Source organism: Frigidibacter oleivorans, from assembly GCF_003993775.1.
Taxonomy (GTDB): Bacteria; Pseudomonadota; Alphaproteobacteria; order Rhodobacterales; family Rhodobacteraceae; genus Frigidibacter; species Frigidibacter oleivorans.
In genome coordinates this window covers 131,884-145,095 of the sequence record NZ_RJRZ01000002.1, presented here as the reverse complement: position 1 = coordinate 145,095, position 13,212 = coordinate 131,884, and the positions used below count along the sequence as shown (strand labels likewise).

General features: G+C 69.6%; 12 protein-coding genes. 6 read left to right on the top strand and 6 right to left on the bottom strand.

From position 1 onward, the window contains the following. Positions 1 to 5 precede the first annotated feature (5 nt). Positions 6 to 1,442: a xylulokinase gene (xylB, locus tag EEY80_RS03740; protein WP_126975234.1), complete on the bottom strand. Its 1,437-nt coding sequence runs from the start codon at positions 1,440 to 1,442 to the stop codon at positions 6 to 8. A gap of 379 nt (positions 1,443 to 1,821) precedes the next feature. Between xylB and EEY80_RS03735 the strand changes: the two genes are divergently transcribed. Continuing rightward, entirely contained in the window at positions 1,822 to 2,700 is an 879-nt protein-coding gene (locus tag EEY80_RS03735; protein ID WP_164738124.1) for a YihY/virulence factor BrkB family protein, read from the top strand. On the opposite strand, the gene EEY80_RS03730 is transcribed toward EEY80_RS03735, so the two are convergent. Together EEY80_RS03730 and EEY80_RS03725 are read right to left on the bottom strand one after the other, a co-directional pair. Further along, complete coding sequence (locus EEY80_RS03730) at positions 2,684 to 3,025, bottom strand: phage holin family protein (protein ID WP_126975232.1); 342 nt, start codon at positions 3,023 to 3,025, stop codon at positions 2,684 to 2,686. The two genes, EEY80_RS03735 and EEY80_RS03730, sit on opposite strands and share 17 nt — an antisense overlap. Beyond that, positions 3,025 to 3,366 (bottom strand): DUF883 family protein, encoded by a 342-nt coding sequence (locus tag EEY80_RS03725; RefSeq protein ID WP_164738123.1) that lies wholly within the window; start codon positions 3,364 to 3,366, stop codon positions 3,025 to 3,027. The genes EEY80_RS03730 and EEY80_RS03725 overlap by 1 nt, the downstream gene beginning before the upstream one ends. Positions 3,367 to 3,635: 269 nt before the next feature. Between EEY80_RS03725 and EEY80_RS03720 the strand changes: the two genes are divergently transcribed. Then, complete coding sequence (locus EEY80_RS03720; protein ID WP_126975230.1) at positions 3,636 to 3,806, top strand: DUF1328 domain-containing protein; 171 nt, start codon at positions 3,636 to 3,638, stop codon at positions 3,804 to 3,806. A gap of 37 nt (positions 3,807 to 3,843) precedes the next feature. After that, positions 3,844 to 4,341 (top strand): Dps family protein, encoded by a 498-nt coding sequence (locus EEY80_RS03715; RefSeq protein WP_126975229.1) that lies wholly within the window; start codon positions 3,844 to 3,846, stop codon positions 4,339 to 4,341. A 90-nt stretch (positions 4,342 to 4,431) separates the two neighbouring features. Here the strand turns inward: EEY80_RS03715 and EEY80_RS03710 are convergent, their stop codons facing one another. Beyond that, the gene (locus EEY80_RS03710; protein ID WP_126975228.1) at positions 4,432 to 5,244 is read right to left on the bottom strand and encodes a response regulator; all 813 of its coding nucleotides are present in this window, start codon (positions 5,242 to 5,244) and stop codon (positions 4,432 to 4,434) included. A 102-nt stretch (positions 5,245 to 5,346) separates the two neighbouring features. Between EEY80_RS03710 and EEY80_RS03705 the strand changes: the two genes are divergently transcribed. From EEY80_RS03705 to EEY80_RS03695, 3 genes are read left to right on the top strand one after another with little or no spacing between them, the layout of a single operon-like run. After that, entirely contained in the window at positions 5,347 to 5,502 is a 156-nt protein-coding gene (locus EEY80_RS03705; RefSeq protein ID WP_126975227.1) for a NepR family anti-sigma factor, read from the top strand. Next, entirely contained in the window at positions 5,499 to 6,059 is a 561-nt protein-coding gene (locus EEY80_RS03700; RefSeq protein ID WP_126975226.1) for an RNA polymerase sigma factor, read from the top strand. Before EEY80_RS03705 ends, EEY80_RS03700 begins: the two co-directional genes overlap by 4 nt. Before the next feature lie 5 nt (positions 6,060 to 6,064). Next, complete coding sequence (locus tag EEY80_RS03695; protein WP_126975225.1) at positions 6,065 to 7,831, top strand: sensor histidine kinase; 1,767 nt, start codon at positions 6,065 to 6,067, stop codon at positions 7,829 to 7,831. 177 nt (positions 7,832 to 8,008) lie between these two features. On the opposite strand, the gene EEY80_RS03690 is transcribed toward EEY80_RS03695, so the two are convergent. Next, on the bottom strand, positions 8,009 to 9,124 hold the full coding sequence (locus EEY80_RS03690; protein WP_126975224.1) for a PRC-barrel domain-containing protein: 1,116 nt from the start codon (positions 9,122 to 9,124) through the stop codon (positions 8,009 to 8,011). A gap of 177 nt (positions 9,125 to 9,301) precedes the next feature. Continuing rightward, positions 9,302 to 13,195 (bottom strand): translocation/assembly module TamB domain-containing protein, encoded by a 3,894-nt coding sequence (locus tag EEY80_RS03685; RefSeq protein WP_126975223.1) that lies wholly within the window; start codon positions 13,193 to 13,195, stop codon positions 9,302 to 9,304. Between the last annotated feature and the right edge of the window lie 17 nt (positions 13,196 to 13,212).

Sequence of the window (13,212 nt, the reverse complement as noted above, 5' to 3'; positions counted from 1 at the left end):
CCGGGTCAGGCCAGCGCCCGGACCGCGTCGCGCGCCGCCCGCCAGCGGGCATGGCCATCGGCAAAGGCCCCGGCCAGTGCCGCCTGCGGGTCCACCGTGCGGGCGATCCGGGGCGGCGCTGCGATCTCGGCCCCCGCGCCGGTCGCCGCCATCATTGCCAGCCGTGCCGCGCCGAAGGCCCCGCCGAAGTCGCCCGCCTCCGGCACCTGCACCGGCATGCCCAGCACCGTGGCGATGGCCTGCAGCCAGTAATCCGACCGCGACCCGCCGCCCACGGCGATCAGGCTGTCGATCCGGGTCCCGGTGGCAGCCAGCGCGTCGCGGCAATCGGCGATGGCGAAGGCCACGCCCTCCAGCACCGCCCGCGTCGCCTCGTCGCGGCCGGTCGCATGTTCCAGCCCCAGGAACGCCCCGCGCACCGCGGCATCGTTCAGCGGCGTCCGCTCGCCCCCCAGATAGGGCAGGAAACGCGTCTTGCCGGGCGGTTCCAGCGGCCCCAGCCCGCGCGTCAGGTCCGCTGCATCGCTGCCGGCCAGCCGCGCGAACCAGTTCAGCGCATCCGTGGCGGCGAGGATCACCCCCATCTGGTGCCAGGTTCCCGGCAGCGCGTGGCAGAAGGTATGCACCGCCGTCGCCGGATCCGGGCGATAGCCGTCATTGGCCGCGAACAGCACGCCCGAGGTGCCGAGGCTGACGAAGGCCTGCCCCGCCCGCACCACGCCCACCCCGATGCCCGAGGCGGCATTGTCGCCGGCCCCGCCCGCGACGGTGACGCCCGTGCCCATGCCGAAGCGGTCCGCCAGCGCCGGGCGCAGCTGGCCCGAGACCTCGGACCCCTCGACCAGCCGGGGCATATGCGCCCGGGTCATCCCGCTTGCCGCCAGCAGCGTGTCGGACCAGTCCCGCGCGCCGGTGTCGAACCAGCTGGTCCCGGCGGCATCCGACATGTCGCCCGCATGTTCGCCTGTCAGCCACAGGCGCAGATAGTCCTTGGGCAGCAGGACGCGCGCGACCTGCGCGAAGATCTCCGGTTCGTGCTTGCGCAGCCAGACCAGCTTTGGCGCGGTGAAGCCGGGAAAGACGATATTGCCGCTGATGGCGCGAAAGCGCAGGTCCGCGTCCAGCGCCGCCGCCTCGGCATGGCTGCGGGTGTCGTTCCACAGGATGCAGGGGCGCAGCACCCGGTCGCCGGCATCCAGCAGCGTCGCGCCATGCATGTGGCCGGACAGGCCGATCCCCTGCACCGCCGCCAGCCCATGCCGGGCCAGCGCCGCCAGCACCGTTTCGGCCGCGGCGATCCATCGCGCGGGGTCCTGCTCGGCCCATCCTTCGGCGGGCCGGTCGACCGTCAGGGTGGCCGTCGCCTCGGCCAGCACCTGCTGCCGGTCGTCGATCAGCACGCCCTTCAGCCCCGAGGTCCCCAGATCCAGCCCGATGAACATATGCGCTTCCCCCCGTTCTGCCGGTCCTGCCCGCTGCACTGAACCACGCGGGGCGGCCGGGGCAAGCGGAAAGCCGGGAACCCACCGGCACGAGGCGGAAAATTTCCGCAAACCGCTGGAACCGTGGTGGCCTCTCGGGGTTCTTGTCTCGACCGTCGCGGCTTTGCCGGGCCGCACGGCGATCCGGCTTCAGGTCCCCGCCAATGCCGGATGCCGCGGAACGGACTTCCCCATTGTCCCTCACCAGAAGTCCGTTCCGCGGCTCCCTTCACGGGATGCCCCTCCGCGGGACCGCGACGCTGTCAACGCCTTGATGTGCGCCGAAATCTGCCTACCATCCCCTGAGGACGCGACGGACAGACAATCCAGCGGAGGATGCGTGACCGAACAACAGGCCACCCTGACCCCCTGGGGCGTCGTCACCGGCGTGTGGGACGTGATGAACACCCGCAATATCGGCCTCGTCGCCGCGGGGGTCGCCTTCTATGCAATGTTCGCGGTCTTTCCCGCGCTGACGGCGCTGGTCGCTGTCTGGAGCTGGATGGCCGACCCCGCCGTGATCCAGGAATATCTCGAGGTTGCAGCCGGCTTCATCCCGCCCGAGGCCTTCGGGCTGATCACCGGACAGGTCGACGCCCTGATCCAGAGCTCGGGCGCCAGCATCGGCTGGCGCACGGGCCTGTCGCTGATGGTGGCGCTGTGGTCGTCGCGCGCGGGCCTGTCCTCGGTGGTGCAGGGGCTGAACGCGATCCATGCCTTCCCGAACCGCGGCGGCATCGGCCATATCGTTGTCGCGCTGCTGCTGACGCTGGCGGTGATGGCGATGGCCATCGTCGCGCTGGCGACGGTGGTCATCCTGCCGATCCTTCTGCATTTCCTGCCGCTGGGGCCGGTCGAGGGCAGCCTCGTCGCCGCGCTGCCCTGGATGCTCAGCTTCACGCTGGTGCTGGCGACGCTGGGGATGGTGTATCGCTACGGGCCGAACAGCCCGATCCGCGAGCGCGCGCCCTGGCTGACGCCGGGCGCGGCGCTGGCGGCACTGCTTTGGGCGGCGGCCTCGGTCGCGTTTTCGGTCTATCTGGCGAATTTCGCATCGTACAACCGCATCTACGGCTCGCTCGGCGCCGGGGTCGCGTTGCTGATGTGGTTCTACCTCACGGCCTATGCCGTGTTGCTGGGCGCGGCGCTGAACCAGGTTCTGAACATCCCCAGGCCGCTGCCGCGCCATGCCGGGGCCGCCGTCAGCGGCCCCGTTTGACCCCCTGCCCCATCGCGCGCCCCGATTGCATGCCCATCAGGAAGGCGCTGCCCAGGGGAACCGGCGGTGCCGGCGGCGGCAGGCGCGGGCGCATCGCCATGACCAGCGTCAGCAGCAGCGCCAGCAGCAGATAGGCCGCCCCCAGTACCAGCGCGGCGAGCGCGGTGCCGAAGGCATTGGCCAGCGCCACGAAGGCCGCGACCGACAGCAGGATCGACGCGCCGATCAGGCACAGGCCGATCGCCACGCCGAAGACGATGGTCCTTGCCGCGCGGCGTGCGGCAAGGACCATGCGGTATTCGACGTTGTTCAGAAGGCCGAACATCAGCGCCGCGACGAGGCGAGGCCCAGAATGAAGCCGAGCGCGGCCGCGATCGCCACCGCAGTGCCCGGACGCTCTTTCACGAAGGCATCGGCCTGATCGACCGCATCGTTGGCGCGCAGGCGCAGCGCCTCGACCTGTTCGGCGCCGGCGTCGCGCAGCTGGTCGGCGGTGGCGCGGGCCTGGGCCGCGGCATAGCGCGACTGGTGACGGCCCATGTCGGCCAGCGTGCCGGTGATGCCGGCGAGATCGGATTTCAGCGCGGCGATCTGTTGCGACAGCGCCTCGTAGTCGGCCTGTGCCACCTTGCCGTTGCCGTTGGTGATATCGGGTTCGCGGGCCATGACTTCCATCTCCTGAACTGGTGCCGGGCGGGATGCTCCGGCAATCGGCATTCCTGACGGTAACGCCCGCGTGCGAACAGGGTTCCGGCAGGTTCCGCGACAGCCCGTCGCAGAGCGGCGCCGCAGGCCCGCGCCGGCCGCTCAGGAACCGCGCGGGCTGCCGGACGTTTGGAAGGCAATGCGCCCCTCGGGGACGCACCCCACCCAAGCCTGCGGGGCTACCCTCGCCCTGCTGCCCCCGTAACCCGTATCGCGAAAGGAGGCCCCCGATGCTCTACTGGGCCGCTGTGTTCTTCATCATCGCGCTGATTGCCGGCGTCTTCGGTTTTGGCGGCATCGCCAGCGCGTCGGCCGGGATCGCCCAGATCCTGTTCTTCATCTTCCTCGTGCTGTTCGTCGTCGCGCTGATTGCGCGGGCCCTGCGCGGCCAGACGCCGTGACCTGCGAGCAGACCCCAACCCCTGACAGGAGCTGACCATGACCGAACCGCTGAAGGTCGTCCCCCATGACAAGGCCGTAAAGACCGGCGTCACTGATCCCTCGAAAGTGGCCGAGTCGCTGGCGGGCTCGCTCGCCGATACCTACCGCCTGCTGTTCAAGACCCACGCCTATCACTGGAATGTCGAAGGCCCGCTGTTCTACTCGATCCACATGCTGACCGAAGAACAGTACGAGGACATGTTCGAGGCCGCCGACGAGATGGCCGAACGCATGCGCGCGCTCGGACAGCTGGCGCCGCATACGCTGGCCGAGATGGAAAAGCTGTCCTGCATCAAGGACACCGCCAAGCTGCCCGACGCCGCCAACATGGTCGAGGAGCTGGCCGGCGACCATCAGGCCGTGGCCAAGCGCCTGCATGACGTGGCAGAGGTGGCCGAGGATGCCAAGGACATCGTCACCGCCGATCTGGTCACCGCTCGCGCCGCGTTCCACGAAAAGGCGGCCTGGATGCTGCGCGCGACCGTCGCGCAGTGATCGCCACGGCAACCGACCGATCCCGCACATGCAAAGGGCGCCCCGGAGGCGCCCTTTTCCGTTCCGAAGCCGGACCCGCAGATGGCCCGCTCAGGCCGCCAGCGATTCCGTCGATGCGAAGAACATCGCCTGGCTGACCGCCGACCGCACCTGTTCCTCGAGATAGGGCTTCGAGATCAGGAAGGCCGGCTCGGGCCGTTCGCCGGTCAGCAGCCGTTCCGGGAAGGCGGTGATGAAGATCACCGGCACATCGCCCATCAGGGTCAGCAGGTCGTTGACGGCGTCGATGCCTGACGAGTTGTCGGCAAGCTGGATATCGGCGAGGATCAGGTCCGGCCGTTCCTTGTCGCCCAGCGCCACGGCCTGATCTCGCGTGCGCGCCACGCCCACGACCTCATGGCCCATCGCCTGTACGATGCTCTGGATGTCCATCGCGATGATCGTCTCATCCTCGATGATCATCACCCGGCCCAGTACGCTGCGCTCCATCTCGCGCATGGCGATCTCGACCAGTTCCTCGGCCTCGGCCTGGCTGATCGTCATGATCTGCGCGATCTGGTCGAAGCGCATTTCCTCGATGGTCCGCAGCAGCAGCGCCTCGCGCGTGTTGCGGGTCAGGCCCGACAGATGCACTTGCGCCCGCGCTTCCAGCGTGTCGCTGCCTTCTTCCGCGACGGGCGAGCCGGCCGAGGACCAGATGGCGTGGAAGGCGCGGAACAGCGCGACGCGCGGCGACAGGCCGGATTCAAAGACGGACCGGTCCACAAGAATGGCCTCCAGCGTGGCCACCGCATAACGGTCTCCGGTCCCCTGGCTGCCGGTCAACGCGCGCGCATATCGGCGCAGATAAGGCAGTTCTGCCCCGATCAGCGCCGAGATGTCAGTCGACGTGCCTTCTGTCATGTCATCTCCGAACGAAATATTCCTTGTCCCGGGGAACCAAACGCCAGACCGGCGGTTCGGTTCCAGCGCGCGTTCAAATAATGTCAGGCCGGTACTGCAGATATGAAGTCGAACGGAACCACCCCGAAGAATCCGACCGTCGAACGGCAGATTGATGAAAACCTTCGACGCGTCTACCAGCAGATGGTGGATGAGGAGGTTCCGGACAAGTTCATGCAGCTTCTGCAGAAGCTCAAGGAACAGGATCCGTCCAAATGAGCGCGGGCAGCGCCGACCCGCGCGAAGAGCTGGTGACCCATCTGGGCGCGCTGCGCGCCTTTGCATTGAGCCTGACCCGCAACTCGGCCGCGGCCGACGATCTGGTGCAGGACACGATCCTGAAGGCATGGAGCAATATCGACCGCTTCCAGCGCGGCACGAACCTGCGCGCGTGGCTGTTCACCATCCTGCGCAACACCTTCTATTCCGCCCGGCGCAAGACCCGGCGCGAGGTGGCCGATGTCGACGGCATCCATGCCGCGCGGCTGGCGACGAAGCCGGATCACGACGGTCGCCTCGCGCTCGCCGATTTCCGCAACGCCTTTGAACAGCTGCCCGACGAACAGCGCGAGGCGCTGATCCTTGTCGGTGCCTCGGGCTTTGCCTATGAAGAGGCGGCGGCCATGTGCGGTGTCGCGGTCGGCACGATCAAGAGCCGTGCGAACCGCGGGCGCCGCCGTCTGGCCGAACTGCTGCAGCTGGCCGAAGGCGAGGAGCTGACGATGACCGATCCCGCGACGATGGCAGTGATGGCGGCTTCCGGCTCCGGCTCCTGAGCGTCATGAAGACCGGGCTCAGGGGCAGGCTGCGGTTCACCGAGCGGCTCGGGTTTCGTCTCGCCTTCCTGTTGTCCGTCGCGCTGCTGCCGCTGGGGATGATCGCGCTTGCGCAGACCTGGCAGATGGCGCGCGATGCCGACAAGGCGGCGGAACAGGCGCTGATCCAGCGCACTTCCGATGCCGTCGCGTCGGAGCGCGCGATCCTCGAAAACGCTCTCGGCGCCTCGGCCGCGCTGATCCCGTCGGTGCTGGACCGGATCGGCGATGCCGACGCCTGCAGCCAGGTTCTGACCGATTTCGTGAATCGCTCGCCGATTTTCTCCTTCGCCGGGTTGATCGAGACCGACGGCATGATGCGCTGTTCCTCGTCCGAGATCCCGCGGGACATGTCGGATACCCCGACCTACCGCAGTTTCATGGCAAATCCGGGGGCGCAGGTCACCGCGAACGAACGCGGCCGTGTCACCGGCCAGCCGGTGCTGATCGTTTCGCAGCCGGTCACGCGCGACGGGGTGCTTCTGGGGCTGCTCACCATCTCGGTTCCCCATGCCACGCTGCAGGCGCTGCGCAGCGGCGGGGGACAGCGCGATCGGTCGCTGGCGCTGGTAATGTTTACCAGCGACGGCACCGCCGTTTTCTCGAACGATCACAGCCTGGGCGACACGGATGTGGTGCTGCCGCAGGGGCTCGACCTGACCGTGCTGGCCGAGGCGGGGACACAGGTCTTTCGCGGGCGGGATCATGAGGGCAAGAACCGGGTCTTCGTCGTCTTTCCTGCGGTGCCGGGGCTGGTGAACGTGCTGGGCAGCTGGCCCGCCGAGGCGGTGCAACTGGGCCGCGACCTGATTGCGCCCACGACCCTGCTGTTCCCGCTGACGATGTGGCTGACCAGCCTTGTGGTTGCCTATGCCGCCATCGACCGGCTGGTGATCCGCCATGTCCGGGAACTGCGGGGCCAGATGCGGCGCTTTGCGCTCGGCCGGCGGAACACCGCGCCCGAGGTGCTGGCCTCCGCGCCGGCGGAAATCGCAGATGTCAGCCAGACCTTCCACAACCTCGCCCGCATCCTGATCCGCGACGAGGCCGAGCTGGAGGCGAGCCTGCAGGAAAAGACCGTCCTGCTGAAGGAAGTCCATCACCGGGTGAAGAACAACCTGCAGCTGATCGCCTCGATCATGAACATGCAGATCCGTCAGGTGAAGGAACCCGTCGCACGTGCGGTGCTGAAATCGGTGCAGGACCGGGTGGCGAGCCTCGCCACCATCCACCGCAACCTCTATCAGGCCGAAACGCTGTCGGCGGTGCAGGCGGACAAGTTGCTGGGGGATATCGTGTCGCAGATGACGCTGATGACCGTGACCCCGGGCAGCAACCTGCGGATCGAGACGGAATTCGACCCTGTCATCCTTTACCCCGACCAGGCGGTGCCGGTGTCGCTGCTGGCGACCGAGGCGCTGACCAATGCGATCAAGTATGCGGTCCCTCCGGCGGGCGAAACGGCCAGCCGGATCCGGATCGCCCTGAAGGCGGATGGCGACCGCCACGCGATCCTCAGCGTCACCAATTCGCGCGGCCCCGGCGCCCCGGCCGAGGCGGCGCCGCATTCCGGCCTGGGGACGCAGCTGATCGACGCCTTCGCCGGCCAGCTGGGCTCGGCCGTCGAGCTTGACGGCAGCGACGAGTGCTATCGCCTGTCGCTGCGGTTCGAGGTGGCACAGTTCGATCCCGCGACCCCCGGCCAGTTCGGCCTGCGCAGCGGTCACGCCTGACAGGCGGTCCCGGAAAAATAGCGGTTCCGGCGGTCCGGCGTAACACGCGCCCGGGCACCTGCCCCTGCTGTCGCGGCCCCGGACGAACCACGCAATCGTCGCTACCCGGTCCTCGCCCGCCCGCCAAAGCAAAAGGCCCGGGCAAAGCCCGGGCCTTCGTCGTCAGGGGATTGCAGATCAGCCCTGATATTCGGGCATCTGCTCCAGCTCTTCTTCCGTGGCGGTGACGTGGACGCGCAGCGTTTCGCCGCCATCTTCCGTCATCACTTCCATCTGCTCGAAGTCGAGCGCGACGGGCTTGGCGCCGATGCCGAGGAAGCCGCCGATATCGATCACGGTATGGGTGATGGTGCCGTCATCGGCCACCACCAGTTGCGACACGTCGCCGATGCGCTCGTCATTCGCGTCATAGACCGGGGCGCCCTGCAGCATCTCGGCGGTCAGCGTGTTGGGGTCGACGGCCTCTTCCATGCCGGCCTCGCCCGTCGCGTCGGTCGCGGCCATGTCGGTGGCAGCCGGGGCGGTCGCGGTGCTGTCCGTCATCGCCGGGTCGGCGGCCGTGGTCGTGGTCGCGGCCATGTCCTGATCGGTGGTGCCGTCAGCCGCCGGCGCCGTCGTGTCCATCGCGGCGGTGTCGGTCCCGCTCATGCCGGCGCCAGCGCCCATGCCGGTGTCGGCAGCCATGCCCGCATCGGCGTTCTGCTGCGCGTCCATCGGACCCATGTCGAACTCGGGGGCGTTTTCCAGCGCCTCGCGGCTCGAGCTGAAGGCCACGAAGAAGTCGCCGGCGTTGTCGCCGTCGGGAACGATCGACAGCTGGTCCATGCTGACTGCGACGGTCTTCTCGCCGATGCCGAGGAAGCCGCCGATATCGACCAGCACGGCCTGCGCCTGGCCTTCGGGGTTCATGATGATGTCGCTGACTTCACCGATGTCATCCCAGTTGGCATCCGCCTCGTTGATCGCAGCGGTGTCCACGTCGCCCTCGGCGGTGTACAGGCGCTTGCCGAGGAAGTCGGACGCCATCACCTCGTCGCCGGTCGGCATGTAGGAAAAATCGCTGCCGCCCATGGTGTCGGTGCCCATGGTCGCGGCCGCATCGGCCGTGTCCTGGGTGTCCATCGCCGCATCCGGCGCGGTCATCGTGTCGGTCGACGAAGCAGCGGGTGCGTCGGTCGCCATCGAGCCGGTGGATTCCGGCGCGGTCGTCTCGGTCGTTTCGGTCGCGGTCTGTGCGGCAAGCGGCAGAGCCGTCATCGCAACGATAGCGGTCGATGCAAGAAGCTTGTTCATGTCGCAGTCCTCTCATGAAGGGTGGGCCGCCATGCGACCCGCTATGCCGCAACAACCCGTCACCCCTTGGGCAAGTTCCTGACACAAATCAGATTCTTGTGATCTGTTCCTGGAACAAATCGCGGCGCAGGATGTTCGCGCGCGATTCGACGAACGGATTTGGCGCGACGGTCCGCCTCAGTAGTCGCGCTGGTAGAAGATGCCCAACCCGCCGCCGCCCTCGCTGCCGACCTGACCCCGGACCGTGACGTTCCGCGTCACGTCGAGGTTGAGGTTGATCGAGCTTTCGCCGGCACCGCCGATGGTGATGTCGGTATAGACGCGGTCCGTCAGGTATTTGCCGGCCCGCAGCGCGGCGTTGCCCTCGTCATCCGTGGTGACGTCGAAGTCGTCCAGGCCGAAATCCTGCCGCAGCCGCCCGATGATGCCTTCGCCGCCCTGCCCCGCCAGCGTCGCGACCGCCGCCGCCAGCTGCGCGGCCTGGAAGGCCGTCAGGCTGTCCAGCCCGCGCCCGAACAGCAGCCGCGACAGCACCTCTTCCTCTGGCAGGCCCGCGCCCGAAACGAAGCGGATCTCGGGTTCCGAGGCGAAGCCCTCGATCACGATGGTGGCGGTGTCGTCCTCCGTCTCGGTCGAGGCCGAGAAGCGGATATAGGGGTCGAGGTTGCCCTGCAGCTGGAACAGCCCCTCGTCCAGCGTGAACCGCTGGCCGAGAATGTCGAGCCGCCCGCGCACCAGCTCGAACTGGCCCTGCGGCTGCACGTTGTTGGTGTCGCCGCGCACCAGAAGCTGCCCGCCCAGTTCCGCGTCGAGCCCGCGGCCCCGCACGAAGATCTGGTTGGGGGCAAGGATGCGCACGTCCAGGCCGTAGGGCCGGCCGCCACCGCCGCCGCCCGAACCGCCATCCTGATCCAGCAGCCCCGCGCGGACGCGGGTGCGCCGCACATCCGCCGGCTCGCCCACATGGTTCAGGTCGGTCAGGGTGCTGGCCCCGCCGAGCCCCGTCGAGGGCACGCGGATTTCCGTCTCGTCCAGCGTCAGGCTGCCCGAGATCGTGGCCCCGCCGGTCAGCGGCCCGTCGATGGACAGGTCGCCGCTGACGCGGGTGTCGTACAGTTCGGGATCGCGCAGATGCGCCCGCGTCAGGGTCAGGTCCAGCGCGCCGTCATAGCCGCCCGACAGCGTCACCGGCCCCGACAGCGCGAGCCGGCCGCCCTCGCTGAAGCGTCCCTGCAGATCGATCTGCGCGCGTCCGCCCGACAGGCCGATGGTCGCCGCGATCTCCTCCAGCGCGATGCCGGCGGTGGGGGCGGTGACGCGCGCGCCCGAGGTCCGGACCTGCCCGGACAGCGCCGACAGGCCCGGCGCGCCGTTCAGCCGCAGGTCGAATTGCAGCGGCCCCTCGGCGGCCTGCGGGGCGATGAACGGATTGACCAGCCCCAGCTGCGCCGACCCGGCAATGGCAAGATCCGCCGTGCCGAAGCCCGCCGCAACCGTGCCGCGCACCGTCGCATCGGTGCCGCCCGGCCCGCGCCCGGCCAGATCCAGCCGATAGCCGCCATCGGCCAGCTCCTCGGCCGTGCCCTCCACGGTCAGCGGCCCCGGAAAGCCCGGCACCAGCAGCGCGAGGTTCGCCAGCCGCGCGTCCAGGGTGATCGCCCGGGCGCCATCCGCCGCTTGCCCGCCGCTGGCCGTGGCCGTCAGCTGCGGGTTCGTCAGGTTCAGCCGCTCGATGCGGATCGCCTCGCCCTCCATCGTCGCGGCAAGGGCCAGGTCGGTGCGGCCGGCGAGGATGCGGTCAAGCTCTGCCTGCGCCAGCGACAGGTCCTGCCCGGTGCCGGTCAGGTCCAGCCGGCGCAGCGCGCCCTCTTCGGTCAGCCGCGCCTCGGCGGTCAGGCTGCCGCCATAGCCCCGGCCGAGCGCGCCCATATCGGGAAAGTCCAGCCGTGCGGTCAGGTCGCTGTTGCCCGCCTGATAGCGCCCGCTGGCGTCGAGCGTCAGCGCCGCGTTGCCCAGCCGGGCCACGTCCAGCACCACCGCGCCCTCCTGTTCGCTGCCGGTCAGCGTCAGTTGCGTGCTGCCCGACAGCAGCCCGTCGAGTTCCGGGATGCCGACTTCCAGCGCCTCGCCCGTGCCGGTGACGTTGAACCGGCGCAGCGTCCCGGCCTCTTGCAGCGCCGCCTCGACCGACAGTCGTCCGCCATATTGCGGCCCCAGCACCGACAGGTCGGCGAAATCCAGCGTCGCCGTCAGGTCCGACGCCTCGGTCCGCAGGGTGCCCTGCGCCGCGGCGGTCAGGGTCTGCGCGTCCAGCGTCAGGCTGCGCAGGGTGGTGCCTGTCTCGTCGCGGCGGGCGGACAGCGCCACCTGCGACCGGCCCGCCAGCAGGCGATCGAGTTCCGCGATGCCGGCCGACAGGTCGGTGCCCTCCACCGCCAGTTCCGCGTCGAAGATGCCGGACAGGATGCCGTATTCCCCATCCACCCGCGCCTCGGCGGCGCCGGACAGCGGCCGTCCGGCCAGACCCGACAGCCGCGACAGGTCCGACAGCCGCGCCACCGCCTGCCCGTCTACGGTAAAGGCGCTGTCGAGGCCGGAGATCACCGCATCGCCCGTCAGCCCGTAATCCGCACCTGACAGGTCCAGATCGCGGATCGTCACCGATCCGCCCTGTTGCCAGTCGATCCCGGCACTGCCGGTCACCTGCGGGCCGAGCGCCTGCGCCAGCGCCGGATCGGCGGGGGCCAGCCCCTCGGCCGTCAGCATCAGCTGCCCGGTCAGCGCCGCCGTTTCAGCCCGCTGCAGCTGGCCGGTCCCGTCCAGCCGCAGGTCCGCGATGTCGAGGTCCGGGCGGTCGAGGCCCAGGACCTGACCCGCGACCCGCCAGTCCGGCCCGGTCGCCGCGTCGAAGCTGACCGTCAGGTCGGCGGACCCGACCCGCGTCTCCGCGCCTGCCACGGGCAGCAGCACCGGCTCGCCGCCGGGCAGGCCCAGCTGGCCGCGCAGGTCCACCAGCACCGGCAGGCCCCCGGCATCCGTCCGCAGCTGGCCGGTCAGCGTCAGCGCGCGCGACTGCAGCGTCAGGTCCGACAGCGACAGCTCGCCCGCCGCCGTCCGCGTCCCGGCAAGGTCGAGGCTGATGCGGTCGCCGAAGAATTCCTGATATTCCGGCAGGAACAGCGGCGCCACATCCCCCGCCAGCGCGGTGCGGAAGCTGCGGACGGGCGGGGCGCCCTCTGCCGCGCCCTCGGGCACCGTCGCCAGCAGTTCGACCGTGCCTTGCAGCCGCGGCTGGCCATCGGTCGTCAGCGCGATCTCGGCATCGAAATCGTCCAGCGGCCCCGCGCCGGTGACCGCCAGCGTCAGCGACGGGTTGCCCGGCACGCCCAGCAACCCGGCCGCGATGCCGTTCGCCCCTTCGGACAGCATCAGGTCCAGCTGCGCGGTCCGGCTGTCATTGTCGTAGGACCCGGCGAAGGTCAGCTCCCCCGCCGCCCCGTCGAGCCGGGTCACCGACAGGTCCGTCTCGCCCTCGCCGCCGGCCAGCCGGGCGCTGCCGCTCAGCGAGAAGGTGACCGCCGTGCCGAAGACCGGCGCGCCGATGCTGACGCGATCGGCCCGGATCGTGCCGATCTCGACCGCGACCGGCAGGTCGGGCAGGGCAAAGCCGCTGGCCTCGGCTTCGGGCAGGGCGTCCTCCTGCGCGGCGGGTGTGCGCGGCAGGTCGATCTCGGCCGCCGTCAGTTCGGCGATCTGGATGCGCCCCGCCAGCAGCGCCGCGCGGTTCCACTGCATCGCGCCGTCGCGCAGCGTGAGCCAGACGCCCTCGTCATCGGCGATGGACAGTTCCTCGAAGGTGGCGCGGGACGACAGCGCGCCCTGGAACCCGACCAGCCGCACCGAACGCCCGGCGCCGGACAGGTTGTCCTCGATCAGGCCCGTGATCCAGCCGCGATCCTCTTCGGTCTGGGCGCTGTCGGCGGGGGCCGCCTCCTGCGCGGCGGCCGCCAGCGGCAGCAGCCCGGCCGGCAGCAGACAAAGCGCGAGCGACAGAAGCGTGTGCCTGATCATCCGAATCCCTGCCTTCC

What these genes read in the sequence shown, in the direction of transcription:
- EEY80_RS03730 (WP_126975232.1), bottom strand. Translation starts at nt 3,025, where the DNA reads ATGTTCGGCCTTCTGAACAACGTCGAATACCGCATGGTCCTTGCCGCA.
- EEY80_RS03685 (WP_126975223.1), bottom strand. Translation starts at nt 13,195, where the DNA reads ATGATCAGGCACACGCTTCTGTCGCTCGCGCTTTGTCTGCTGCCGGCC.
- EEY80_RS03695 (WP_126975225.1), top strand. Translation starts at nt 6,065, where the DNA reads ATGAAGACCGGGCTCAGGGGCAGGCTGCGGTTCACCGAGCGGCTCGGG.
- EEY80_RS03710 (WP_126975228.1), bottom strand. Translation starts at nt 5,244, where the DNA reads ATGACAGAAGGCACGTCGACTGACATCTCGGCGCTGATCGGGGCAGAA.
- EEY80_RS03700 (WP_126975226.1), top strand. Translation starts at nt 5,499, where the DNA reads ATGAGCGCGGGCAGCGCCGACCCGCGCGAAGAGCTGGTGACCCATCTG.
- EEY80_RS03690 (WP_126975224.1), bottom strand. Translation starts at nt 9,124, where the DNA reads ATGAACAAGCTTCTTGCATCGACCGCTATCGTTGCGATGACGGCTCTG.
- EEY80_RS03720 (WP_126975230.1), top strand. Translation starts at nt 3,636, where the DNA reads ATGCTCTACTGGGCCGCTGTGTTCTTCATCATCGCGCTGATTGCCGGC.
- EEY80_RS03725 (WP_164738123.1), bottom strand. Translation starts at nt 3,366, where the DNA reads ATGGCCCGCGAACCCGATATCACCAACGGCAACGGCAAGGTGGCACAG.
- EEY80_RS03715 (WP_126975229.1), top strand. Translation starts at nt 3,844, where the DNA reads ATGACCGAACCGCTGAAGGTCGTCCCCCATGACAAGGCCGTAAAGACC.
- EEY80_RS03705 (WP_126975227.1), top strand. Translation starts at nt 5,347, where the DNA reads ATGAAGTCGAACGGAACCACCCCGAAGAATCCGACCGTCGAACGGCAG.
- xylB (WP_126975234.1), bottom strand. Translation starts at nt 1,442, where the DNA reads ATGTTCATCGGGCTGGATCTGGGGACCTCGGGGCTGAAGGGCGTGCTG.